The sequence below is a fragment of the Laceyella tengchongensis genome (assembly GCF_900182735.1).
Lineage (GTDB): Bacteria > Bacillota > Bacilli > Thermoactinomycetales > Thermoactinomycetaceae > Laceyella > Laceyella tengchongensis.
On sequence record NZ_FXTU01000012.1, the window covers coordinates 48,300 to 59,813 of the forward strand.

The following is an 11,514-nucleotide window of genomic DNA, read 5'->3' on the forward strand; positions in this document are numbered from 1 at the left end:
CGAGTATAAGCTAACCTTAGTCATTTTTCAATGTTAATATACAGGTAAAACATACTAAAACCATTTAATTAACTCAACCAGACGTCTCGCTTATTTGTTCCGCAAGTGAAAAAGCGGCATTGAAAGCTTACCAAGCTTGCATCCTGTTTTCTGAGGATACTATTAAAGGCAAGTCCCGGCACGTAAAAGCATACCATGTAGTAGTTCAATCAAGCGAAGCGGATGGGAGAAACGCCGATGGAAAGTTGGTTTCATTTCTTGCTGCTGGGTTTGGCCTTGTCCACCCCTGTCGGACCGGCCAATCTGGAGATGATCAAACTCGGCATGAATCGGGGATTTTATTTGTCATGGCTAGTGGGATTGGGTGACGTTTTTTCCAATCTGTTTTTCATGCTGATTCTGTTGTATGGGTTGTCAGATTGGCTTGCGCATGAATGGGTACGTGCCATCTTCTCCATCATCGGCGGCCTTTTCCTCATTCAATTGGGCCTGCGTTCCAACATGACGATCTCGTTGCTTTCCGTTTCCTTTCCCGATCCGGTTTCAGCGATGATGAAAGGATTTTGTCTTGGCTTGATCAATCCCAGCGACCTGTTGTCCTGGCTTGGCATCTACAGCAGCATCAGTCAACAATCCATTGACTTCATCTGGTCCGCTTTTGCTTGGCTTCTGCTCGGCTCCTGTCTGTGGAACTCCTTGCTCTCCTTTGCGGTTAGCCATTGCCGTCATTTTGTCAAACCCACCCTCCTACAAATCTTCATGAGGGGAGCGAGCCTGCTCTTAGCCGTCTATGGCGCCAGCTTCCTCATCCGGGGTGTAAGCCACTTCATTTTCAGCGGATAAGCCTCAACGATCCACTCGCTCAAGATGAACCCCTTTATCAACGCGATCAGTTCAAAGAATGATAGATTTCCTCTGTATACTTGGTAATCACTTCATCATAATTGGGATAAGGATATCCAAGGTTTTTTGACACGGCTTTGGCATATTTTCTAAACAGCTCGTGACAAGTGAATAGCGATTGCCACATGTTTTCGTAACTGTTCTCAGAATAGGTGGACAACAACTTTTGACAATCTTGTTCGGGCAGATAGCGCTCTATAAATTTATAATTTTTCCCCAAACTGAAAGAAAAACCTTGCTCAGACCCAATATGCCAAGACATCATCCGCAATCAAATTGGGTTTTCCATTCTCATTTAAGTGGTCGATAGCAAACAGGATTTCCTTTCTCGCCACACCTTTCACAATATATGTGGAAACCCACCAATACTCATTGCAACAATCATCAAACTCCCTTGCGGTCGGTTTTTTAATCCAATATTGCCTGTCGCTGGCCACCACTTCCTGTTTGACCAGACCATCTTTATCAAGGAGGACTTGCACCAAGCCGTCGCTATCGGCAAAATACTCTTCCACTTCTGCCAACGGAATCAGGGTGAGATCTAGCTTAATGCCATCATCAAATAAGATGAGATACGAAAACCAATTGCCCAACTCCGGCGGGAAAAGCTCCATGTCTTCTGGCTTTTGCATAAACAGACGATGACCGAATGCATCCAGCCACAAATCATTCTCTTTAAATGAGTCAAGATCGGTGACGAAATAGGAGATATCATAATCCTGAAATTTATCCGGTCGAATGTTCTTGTTGGTGCGCAAACCTTCCAGCGTGACCAAGCGGATGCGCTGGTCATGTACAGCAAAATCGATCAGCATCTGCATCATTTCTTGTTCGCTTCTCATGGTGCTCCCCCTTGCTCATCGTTATCATGATGCCAACATAACACAGCATGTTCGATCTCCATAAAAAAACACCCCTTCAGATATTCATATCTGAAGGGGTGCATTGATTCATCATTTTCTATTATTCGACCGTCACACTTTTCGCCAGGTTACGTGGTTTATCCACATCGTAACCGCGCTCCACGCAAGCGTAGTAGGCGAACAATTGCAACGGGATCACTGTCAGCACCGGTGTCAAGAGGTCAATCGTTTTGGGGATGTGGATCACTTCATCCACCGTTTTCCGCAACTCGCTGTCCCCTTCTGTCGCAAGTCCCAGCACATGGGCTCCGCGTGCTTTCACCTCTTGAATGTTGCTTACCATTTTATCATACACCGCATGTTGCGTTGCGAGTGCCACCACCGGAATGCCTTCCTCAATCAACGCCAAGGTACCGTGCTTCAACTCACCTGCGGCATACGCTTCAGAATGAATGTAAGAAATCTCCTTCAGCTTGAGCGAGCCTTCCAGCGCTACGGCATAATCCAAGCCCCGGCCCAAGAAGAAAAGATGCTCGTTTTTCGCCATGCTGCGAGCAAACTGGGCAATCTGTTTTTCTTGCTTGAGCACATCTTCCGCCTGAGTGGAAAGAGCCATCAAGTGGTTGACGATCTCACTCAATTGCTCCGCTGTTTTCGGTCCCCGCACTTGAGCCAAATAGAGGCCCAACAGGTAGATGGCAATCAATTGCGATGTGTATGCTTTGGTTGAAGCGACCGCAATCTCCGGTCCTGCCCAAGTGATGATCACATCATCGGCTTCACGGGCCACGCTGGAACCGACCACATTGGTGATCGCGATGACGCGTGCGCCTTGTTTTTTGGCCTCACGCAACGCCGCCAGCGTATCAGCCGTCTCACCAGACTGGCTCACCACTACCACCAGGGTTTTATCCGTGATAATCGGGTTGCGGTAGCGGTACTCAGATGCTACATCACATTCAACCGGGATGCGAGCCAACTCTTCCAATACCGTCTTGCCAACCAATCCCGCATGGTAAGCCGTACCGCAAGCGACAAAGTGGATTTTCTCAATGCCTTTGATCTGCTCCTTCGTCAAGCTAATCTCTTGCGACAGGTCAACCACTCCGTCTTTTACCCGTCCACTCAACGTATCGCGAATCGCTTTGGGTTGCTCATGGATCTCTTTCATCATGAAGTGGTCATATCCGCCTTTTTCCGCAGTGGCGATATCCCAGTTTACTTTCATCGTTTCCCGCTCAACCGGCGTGCCATCGACGCGCATCAACGTCACGCTATCCGGCTTCAAGATGGCCATTTCGCCATCTTCCAAGATGTACACATCACGGGTGTGTTTTAAGATCGCCGGAATATCCGAAGCGATGAAATTCTCCCCGTCGCCCACTCCCACAACCAGCGGGCTTGCATAGCGGACCGCAACCAGCTTATCTGGCTCATACTCGCTGATTACGCCAAGTGCGTAGGCCCCTTCCAAACGGGCAACTGCTTTTTGCACGGTGGAGACGAGATCACCGTCCCACAGTTCGGCCAAAAGCTTTGCCACGACCTCGGTGTCCGTTTCAGAGGTGAAAACATGCCCTTTTGCCATCAGCTCTTCTTTCAGCTCGATGTAATTCTCGATAATCCCGTTGTGAACAATGGCAAACCGTCCCGCCATGTCCACATGAGGATGCGAGTTCTCATCAGATGGCTTTCCATGGGTTGCCCAACGAGTGTGTCCGATCCCCAGCACGCCTGGCAGGGATTCTACAGCCAACCGCTCTTCCAGATTGGCCAGTCGGCCTTTGGCTTTATTGACCTTGATCGTCTCGCCATTGTATACAGCCAACCCTGCAGAGTCATACCCACGGTACTCAAGCTTGCTGAGTCCTTCCAGCAAAATGGACTGAGCCTGCTTTTCACCAATGTAACCCACGATTCCGCACATATTAAATTGTACCCCCTAAAAGAATGGTTTGATGGTGTTGCATCAATTCTCTATTTATTGTTCCCTAAGTCCGTTCACGCATCATACCGAGAGTTTTGTACAATGAGTCACCCCATTGGTTTGTCCCTCAGTTCCGCGGCTCTGATGCGAAGCCGGGAGGTATCCGCCGAAAATTCGATATGCCTCCACCTCGTCAACTGCGGCGCTACGTCCATGCCACAGTCCTGGCGCTTGACAACATAAAATCAAAGGCCTTTGTTTCTATGTCCATGCATTGAACATAAAAACAAAGGGATGTATTCATGTTATTCCAAAAGAAACAAAATGTAAAGGGCGGCATTTCCGCCAAAATGCCGCCTAATAATGCATTTATCTTACGAACCCAGCTGATTCCTAACGACATCAGCTATTTTCTCCACATGATTTTTCACAATTTGTTCATCTGGACCTTCCGCCATCACACGGATAAGCGGTTCGGTTCCCGATGCCCGCACCAATACGCGGCCATCGTTGCCCAGCTGCTTTTCCACTTCGCGAATGCTATTTTGAATCGCTTCGTTTTGCTCCCAACCTTCTTTGGAATGCACGCGCACATTAACCAACACTTGCGGATATTGCTTCATGACACGGGCCAAATCGCTGAGGGTTTGGGCTTTATCCTTCACCACGCGCAACAATTGGACTGCTGTCAACATCCCGTCACCCGTGGTGTTGTGATTCAAGAAAATGATGTGGCCGGATTGTTCTCCACCCAGGTTGTATCCGCCCTCTCGCATCTTCTCCATCACGTATCGGTCTCCCACTTTTGTGCGCTCGGTCTTAATACCTAACTCATCCATGGCTTTGAAAAAGCCGATATTGCTCATGACGGTGGTAACAACGGTATTTCCGTTCAACTCGCCTTTTTCTTTCATATACCCGGCGCAGATGGACATGATCATGTCCCCATCGATCAGGTTGCCTTTTTCATCCACAGCAATGAGGCGGTCAGCATCACCGTCAAACGCCAAGCCAAGATGTGCTTGTTTGTTCAACACCTCTTGGCGCAACCGTTCCGGATGGGTCGAACCGCAGTCCACATTGATGTTGGTCCCGTCCGGATGGACACTCATCGCCGTCACATCCGCTCCCAAATCACGCAAAAGATGCGGCGCCAATTCATAAGCCGCACCATTCGCACAGTCCACCACAATGTGCATACCACACAAATCAGTGTCGATGGTCGACTTCAAGTGCTCCAAATACGCCTTCACCGCATCGCGGTCATCCGTAATACGCCCGATTTGGTCGCCTGCTGGACGCGGTAACTCATCCTCTTTTGCGTCCAACAATTGCTCGATTTCGGCTTCGACTTCATCCAGCAATTTATAACCATCCGCACCAAAAAATTTGATGCCGTTATCTTCAAACGGATTATGGGAAGCGGAAATCATCACACCAGCATCCGCCTCCAAATGACGCGTGAGAAATGCCACGCCCGGGGTGCTCACCACTCCCAAACGGACGACATCGCAACCCATCGACAGCATGCCAGCCATCAGGGAAGCTTCCAGCATTTCGCCCGACAGGCGAGTGTCACGACCGATGACGATCTTGGGACGCTGTTTTCCTTTTGTCAACACATAGGCACCACAACGTCCCAGGCGGAAAGCCAATTCCGGAGTTAACTGTTGATTGGCTACTCCCCTAACCCCATCGGTTCCAAAATATTTACCCATGTTTTCTCCTCCTCGTTAACAAACCAAACCCTTATTCAGCAATTTTGATTTTTGCTTTTGGTTCTGGTTGCCCAACCACCTCGACATATGAAGGCAATATGAATTGGATCGGCACTTCATGAGTCCCTACAGGTAAATTGGATACATCGACCAGCGTTTTTATGTCTGTATGATTCAATTTTGCCAGTTGTGCAGGCGATCCGGAAAGGGTGACGTTCAGTTTACCACCCGCCGGTGAGATGATTTCCGCTGTGGCCCCTTCCCTGAGACCGGTCAGCTCTATGGGAATCTCTTTAAATATTTTAGTCTCAGCACGAACCATTTTAACATAGATTTCTACCTGTTTGGGTTCCACTTTTATGGCGCCATCCTGAACAGGAATGGGAGCCAGAATCGTCTGATCCCGTTTCACTTTGCTCAAATCCAGCTTAGGCCCGCTATAAACCTGCAAGTCTTCCAGATAATCTTCCGGGCCGTATACAGTCACTTTGTTCACATTGGTGGTAATTTCCTCCACTGCGTAACCGGGCGGCGGTCCCTTTTCCACTCCCACTTGAAGTGGTACTTCTTTATTGGGGATATTGATCGGCACTTGCACATGAACCGCTTCGGGATTCACATCCACCTGCTGCAGAACGCCTGATTCGCCGTAAGCCTGAACCCGTAACTGTTTGTCAAACGATTGTTCTTGTTTGTTTAAATGAATCATGACCTTCACCGATGTGACTCGTTCGAGAGTAGACTCCGATCCGCGAACCAATACCTTGGAAGGGTTGATAATCGGTTGGCTCACTTTGAACCCATCTGGCACATCACCGACAAACTCCGCCCGCACCATCATCTCTTTTTGCACTTTTTCTTCCAGATGAACCTCTACTTCTTTCGGTTCCACCTGTTTGGTAATCCCCTTGGGCAACCCCTCCACCCGCACCGGCAACGAATGTGTTCCTGCTCCCACATTTCTCGCATCGACAAACACTTGGTATGTACTAGGGAAGCGCTCCAGCTGAGCATCATTGCCATACAGAGTCAGCATCACCTTTTGCGGCTGCTCCACCAATTCATAGCGGTTTTTGTCATATTTCACGGCAACTGAAATGTCCCGAATCTGCGTGCGGTCTCCATCCGTAGGAGCAGTGAAGGTCGCATCGGTAACAGAACCCCACAGCATGACCGCCAAGGCTACTGAAACCACGCGCAACAACATATCATTTTGCACCCAGTTATTCATGCCGTTTTGCCTCCTTCTCCCTGCGCAGCCAAAAGACCGGACTTTTTTCAGGTGGTTTCAGCTCTTCATATAAACGGGACACTAACTGTTCTTCACTGATATCCCTTTCCAATTGCCCCATTAACGCCAAGGAAATTTGCCCCGTTTCCTCAGAGACAATCACCATCACCGCATCAGAAATTTCGCTCAAGCCGATCCCTGCGCGGTGGCGGGTGCCAAGCTCTTTACTGATGAAAGGATTTTCAGATAATGGCAAATAACATCCCGCAGCCATGAGCCGATCATGACGAATCACCACCGCTCCATCATGCAAGGGCGTGTTTGGAAAAAAGATATTTTTCAGCAGTTCCGAACTCAATTTTGCCTCGATTACCGTGCCGGTTTCAATATAATCACTTAAGCCGGTCTGCCGTTCAATGGCGATGAGCCCGCCAATTTTCCGCTTAGACAAAAAAGAAACAGCACGGGAGACTTCACCCACCACCATCGCCGCCATCTGATCTTCAATCTGACTGGTGCGGCCAAAAATGCCACCCCGGCCCAACTGCTCCAAAGCACGTCGCAACTCCGGCTGAAAGATGATCATCACTGCGATCACCCCAACAGAAAACAGGTTCTCAATCAGCCATTGCAACGTGGCCAAATGGAACAGGTTGCTCATCAACCAGATTAATAAAAGGACACTAATCCCTTTTAATAGTTGAACCGCTCTGGTTCCCCTGAGCAACATCAAAAGGTGGTAAATGATATAACTGACAATTAATATATCTACAATATCATTGAGATAACTCGTTACACCCTCTATCTGCATTCCAACCCTCCATCACGTCCATCTCTTGTGTATTATGCTACATCGAGTGCTGTTTTTACCCTCTTTCATTATGGGGGAAAAGACCGAAAAAAGAAATGTCTATAAAAATGGTGCCCATTTCCATAATCAATTGTTTCTTCCACCAAGCTCTCATGTAAAAGCCTTAGCATTCACTCTGTCTAGGGTGTGTCTGGCAAATCAAGTTGGTGAAGAAGAAGCGGCGGAAAAACCTTTTCTCGAGGAGCGCCGATGCACAAGTGAAGCGAATGAGAAAATAGTTTTGTAGCCGCTGGCCTATTCATCGGACACGCCCTAGAGACAACATGAATAAGGCGCACATGACATGATCCCAAAGACACTCGGTATTTTAATAACATTCTAAATAAAAGGGCTTTTTTAAGCGCATAAAAATCCATTGAGCAAAAGCCACAAAAAAACACAACCTGCCATGAGGTTGCGTTTTGACTGTAACATCATATAACCACTTATAGCACTTTTTGACCGAAAACAGAACCCATCAGCGCCACCGCTACTTTCGCCGTTTGGTTTTCGCGATCCAGAATCGGGTTCACTTCAACAAACTCCGCAGAAGTGAGAATCCCCGCTTCCGCCAACATCTCCATCGCCAAATGGCTCTCACGGTATGTGATACCTCCCGGTACCGGGGTGCCCACACCAGGTGCATCTTTCGGATCCAAGCCATCTAAGTCTAAGCTGAGATGGACGCCATCTGTATCATGGGAGACGATACCAATCGCTTCATCCATCACCCGCGCCATGCCTAACCGATCGATTTCATGCATCGTAAACACTTTGATTCCCAACTGAGCAATCAATTCCTTCTCGCCAGGGTCCAGCTCCCGCGCACCGATGATCACGGTGTTCTCCGGTCGCACTTTGGGCGCATATCCACTGATGTTCACCAAATCGGGATCACCAATTCCCAAGCTAACCGCCAAGGACATGCCATGGATATTTCCTGAGGGAGATGTTTTCCCGGTATTCAAATCGCCATGGGCGTCAAACCAAATCAAACCCATGTTGTTGTAATGTTTAGCCACCCCTGCAATGGTTCCGATCGCCATGCTATGGTCACCGCCAAACACCAAAGGAAAACGCTTTCTTTCTACGACACTAGAAACCGTCTCTGATAACTTTTCACATACGTCCTTAATTTCAGTCAAATATTTTAATTTGGGGTTACCGATTTGAATCGACTCAGGGCTGGGAACAGAAATATCCCCGATATCTTCCACTTCATAACCCAATCCCTCCAACAAGGATTGTGCGGAAGCATAGCGGATGGCGCTCGGACCCATGTCCACACCGCGGCGCCCCTGTCCTAAGTCCATTGGCATCCCAATAATTGAAATCGGCTTTTTTTCCATTGCTATATCCCCTTTTCTATACAGACTAGGCGATACCATTGTATCACAGAGAATAGTTTACTAACAAAAATATTTTAGTTATAACAAACAATATTGTAATAATTATTCATTTTATAGTATATTCAATCAGGAATTTTCAACCTATTTATGACCTTGTATGAAAAGGTGCAACCCTTAGTTTCTCAAAAATGTTTTAATCTTACATAAAACTTTTAATGCCTGATCCGAGTTACTTTGCATGGCATATCAAACCACTATTTTCCAATTTAAGTACAACATCTCTGGCGAACCATGGAAAGCCAACAGAGATATGAAAATTAACCAAGGGGATATTATGCCTCAGTCTACAGACATCATGGCCCATGTACAGTAAATCCCCATGGTAAACCGATGAACATACAAGCTACCAGCTAACGCCACAGCACAGTGAGACCTGGGGATAGGACAAACCACATCCTGCTACCTTCAAACGCCTCATTTGCCATCTTGTTGCCACCATTCACCACTTCATTCACACTCATATTATGCCCCACCGTGTATGCAAAAATAAAAGCTTGCAAAGAAAATCAAGCCGTCCTTTACAATTAGGAAAGTGGCTTTAGCAAAGAGCCGTAAAAACAAAAAAACCTCCAGATAACTGGAGGTTTTGCTTAATAAAATTTGGAGCGGAAGACGGGATTCGAACCCGCGACCCTCGCCTTGGCAAGGCGATGCTCTACCCCTGAGCCACTTCCGCATATAAAGAGTGAGCCATGAAGGACTCGAACCTTCGACACCCTGATTAAAAGTCAGGTGCTCTACCAACTGAGCTAATGGCTCAAATAACTGGCGGAGCTGACGGGATTCGAACCCGCGATCTCCTGCGTGACAGGCAGGCATGTTAGGCCTCTACACCACAGCTCCGCAAAGAAAAACAATCCTGGTGGACGCTGACGGGATCGAACCGCCGACCCTCTGCTTGTAAGGCAGATGCTCTCCCAGCTGAGCTAAGCGTCCACATTTGGTGACCCGTAGGGGATTCGAACCCCTGCATGCTAGCGTGAAAGGCTAGTGTGTTAAACCGCTTCACCAACGGGCCATTTTCTGGAGCTTCCTACCAGGCTCGAACTGGTGACCTCTTCCTTACCATGGAAGCGCTCTGCCGACTGAGCTAAGGAAGCATGTTGGCTCCTCAGGTAGGACTCGAACCTACAACCTACCGGTTAACAGCCGGTTGCTCTGCCATTGAGCTACTGAGGAACATTTGGAGCGGGTGAAGGGAATCGAACCCTCGCATTCGGCTTGGAAGGCCGATGTTCTACCACTGAACTACACCCGCATCTTGGAGCGGAAGACGGGATTCGAACCCGCGACCCTCGCCTTGGCAAGGCGATGCTCTACCCCTGAGCCACTTCCGCATGTAAGAGTGAGCCATGAAGGACTCGAACCTTCGACACCCTGATTAAAAGTCAGGTGCTCTACCAACTGAGCTAATGGCTCATGTTGGCTGGGGAAGTAGGGATCGAACCTACGCATCACGGAGTCAAAGTCCGTTGCCTTACCGCTTGGCTATTCCCCAGCGTGTAATCATGGTGGAGGGAGTAGGATTCGAACCTACGAAGGCAAAGCCAGCGGATTTACAGTCCGCCCCATTTGGCCACTTTGGTATCCCTCCGTATGATGGTGGACGCTGACGGGATCGAACCGCCGACCCTCTGCTTGTAAGGCAGATGCTCTCCCAGCTGAGCTAAGCGTCCGCATTTGGTGACCCGTAGGGGATTCGAACCCCTGCATGCTAGCGTGAAAGGCTAGTGTGTTAAACCGCTTCACCAACGGGCCAATTAGATTGGAGCGGAAGACGGGATTCGAACCCGCGACCCTCGCCTTGGCAAGGCGATGCTCTACCCCTGAGCCACTTCCGCATATAAAGAATGAGCCATGAAGGACTCGAACCTTCGACACCCTGATTAAAAGTCAGGTGCTCTACCAACTGAGCTAATGGCTCATGTTGGCTGGGGAAGTAGGGATCGAACCTACGCATCACGGAGTCAAAGTCCGTTGCCTTACCGCTTGGCTATTCCCCAGCGTGTAATCATGGTGGAGGGAGTAGGATTCGAACCTACGAAGGCAAAGCCAGCGGATTTACAGTCCGCCCCATTTGGCCACTTTGGTATCCCTCCGTATGATGGTGGACGCTGACGGGATCGAACCGCCGACCCTCTGCTTGTAAGGCAGATGCTCTCCCAGCTGAGCTAAGCGTCCACATTTGGTGACCCGTAGGGGATTCGAACCCCTGCATGCTAGCGTGAAAGGCTAGTGTGTTAAACCGCTTCACCAACGGGCCATTTTCTGGAGCTTCCTACCAGGCTCGAACTGGTGACCTCTTCCTTACCATGGAAGCGCTCTGCCGACTGAGCTAAGGAAGCATGTTGGCTCCTCAGGTAGGACTCGAACCTACAACCTACCGGTTAACAGCCGGTTGCTCTGCCATTGAGCTACTGAGGAATATCAAACAAAACTCTTTCAAGAGACAAGAGATATTATAAACTCATTCTAAGCAGTAGTCAAGCCTTATTTTTTAGGTTTGAATCAAATGATTCACACCCTGAAAATTAGAATGGAATAAAGCGTGTTGCAAGATGAAGAGATGAAGTAGGATAAGCCCTCGACCGATTCGTATCCGTCAGCTAAACG

Annotated in this window: 6 protein-coding genes, 22 tRNA genes and 1 pseudogene; 1 reads left to right on the forward strand and 28 read right to left on the reverse strand. The window is 48.6% G+C overall.

Features of this window, described 5'->3' with window-relative positions; genetic code table 11:
- Positions 1-237 precede the first annotated feature (237 nt).
- A complete protein-coding gene (locus tag QQZ12_RS16080; RefSeq protein ID WP_181353111.1) occupies positions 238-843 on the forward strand; it encodes a LysE family translocator in 606 nt (201 codons plus the stop codon).
- Between the two features lie 46 nt (positions 844-889).
- Here the strand turns inward: QQZ12_RS16080 and ant(6) are convergent.
- The 28 genes and pseudogenes from ant(6) to QQZ12_RS16220 all read right to left on the reverse strand — a co-directional run bounded on the left by ant(6) (position 890) and on the right by QQZ12_RS16220 (position 11,325).
- Positions 890-1,745, reverse strand: a pseudogene (gene ant(6) / locus QQZ12_RS16085) (aminoglycoside 6-adenylyltransferase).
- 121 nt (positions 1,746-1,866) lie between these two features.
- A complete protein-coding gene (gene glmS, locus QQZ12_RS16090; RefSeq protein WP_102991356.1) occupies positions 1,867-3,693 on the reverse strand; it encodes a glutamine--fructose-6-phosphate transaminase (isomerizing) in 1,827 nt (608 codons plus the stop codon).
- A gap of 374 nt (positions 3,694-4,067) precedes the next feature.
- Positions 4,068-5,411: a phosphoglucosamine mutase gene (glmM, locus tag QQZ12_RS16095; RefSeq protein ID WP_102991355.1), complete on the reverse strand. Its 1,344-nt coding sequence runs from the start codon at positions 5,409-5,411 to the stop codon at positions 4,068-4,070.
- 31 nt (positions 5,412-5,442) lie between these two features.
- Entirely contained in the window at positions 5,443-6,642 is a 1,200-nt protein-coding gene (locus QQZ12_RS16100) for a CdaR family protein (RefSeq protein ID WP_102991354.1), read from the reverse strand.
- Entirely contained in the window at positions 6,635-7,453 is an 819-nt protein-coding gene (gene cdaA / locus QQZ12_RS16105) for a diadenylate cyclase CdaA (RefSeq protein WP_022738691.1), read from the reverse strand. The genes QQZ12_RS16100 and cdaA overlap by 8 nt, the downstream gene beginning before the upstream one ends.
- 485 nt (positions 7,454-7,938) lie before the next feature.
- Complete coding sequence (gene rocF, locus QQZ12_RS16110) at positions 7,939-8,841, reverse strand: arginase (protein ID WP_102991353.1); 903 nt, start codon at positions 8,839-8,841, stop codon at positions 7,939-7,941.
- A gap of 661 nt (positions 8,842-9,502) precedes the next feature.
- Positions 9,503-9,577, reverse strand: a tRNA-Gly gene (locus QQZ12_RS16115).
- Between the two features lie 10 nt (positions 9,578-9,587).
- Positions 9,588-9,660 (reverse strand) — tRNA-Lys (locus QQZ12_RS16120).
- A gap of 7 nt (positions 9,661-9,667) precedes the next feature.
- Positions 9,668-9,744 (reverse strand) — tRNA-Asp (locus tag QQZ12_RS16125).
- A 17-nt stretch (positions 9,745-9,761) separates the two neighbouring features.
- Positions 9,762-9,837, reverse strand: a tRNA-Val gene (locus QQZ12_RS16130).
- 5 nt (positions 9,838-9,842) lie between these two features.
- A tRNA-Glu gene (locus QQZ12_RS16135) sits at positions 9,843-9,919 on the reverse strand.
- Positions 9,920-9,925: 6 nt separating this feature from the next.
- Positions 9,926-10,001 (reverse strand) — tRNA-Thr (locus tag QQZ12_RS16140).
- Between the two features lie 4 nt (positions 10,002-10,005).
- A tRNA-Asn gene (locus QQZ12_RS16145) sits at positions 10,006-10,080 on the reverse strand.
- Between the two features lie 5 nt (positions 10,081-10,085).
- A tRNA-Gly gene (locus tag QQZ12_RS16150) sits at positions 10,086-10,159 on the reverse strand.
- A gap of 4 nt (positions 10,160-10,163) precedes the next feature.
- Positions 10,164-10,238 (reverse strand) — tRNA-Gly (locus QQZ12_RS16155).
- Between the two features lie 9 nt (positions 10,239-10,247).
- Positions 10,248-10,320 (reverse strand) — tRNA-Lys (locus QQZ12_RS16160).
- 4 nt (positions 10,321-10,324) lie between these two features.
- Positions 10,325-10,399 (reverse strand) — tRNA-Gln (locus QQZ12_RS16165).
- A gap of 11 nt (positions 10,400-10,410) precedes the next feature.
- Positions 10,411-10,495: transfer RNA gene (locus QQZ12_RS16170), tRNA-Tyr, on the reverse strand.
- A gap of 6 nt (positions 10,496-10,501) precedes the next feature.
- A tRNA-Val gene (locus QQZ12_RS16175) sits at positions 10,502-10,577 on the reverse strand.
- Positions 10,578-10,582: 5 nt separating this feature from the next.
- Positions 10,583-10,659, reverse strand: a tRNA-Glu gene (locus QQZ12_RS16180).
- Between the two features lie 8 nt (positions 10,660-10,667).
- Positions 10,668-10,742, reverse strand: a tRNA-Gly gene (locus tag QQZ12_RS16185).
- A 10-nt stretch (positions 10,743-10,752) separates the two neighbouring features.
- Positions 10,753-10,825 (reverse strand) — tRNA-Lys (locus tag QQZ12_RS16190).
- Positions 10,826-10,829: 4 nt separating this feature from the next.
- Positions 10,830-10,904: transfer RNA gene (locus tag QQZ12_RS16195), tRNA-Gln, on the reverse strand.
- An 11-nt stretch (positions 10,905-10,915) separates the two neighbouring features.
- Positions 10,916-11,000 (reverse strand) — tRNA-Tyr (locus QQZ12_RS16200).
- Positions 11,001-11,006: 6 nt separating this feature from the next.
- A tRNA-Val gene (locus QQZ12_RS16205) sits at positions 11,007-11,082 on the reverse strand.
- A gap of 5 nt (positions 11,083-11,087) precedes the next feature.
- Positions 11,088-11,164, reverse strand: a tRNA-Glu gene (locus QQZ12_RS16210).
- Positions 11,165-11,170: 6 nt separating this feature from the next.
- Positions 11,171-11,246 (reverse strand) — tRNA-Thr (locus QQZ12_RS16215).
- A 4-nt stretch (positions 11,247-11,250) separates the two neighbouring features.
- Positions 11,251-11,325: transfer RNA gene (locus QQZ12_RS16220), tRNA-Asn, on the reverse strand.
- Positions 11,326-11,514: the final 189 nt, after the last annotated feature.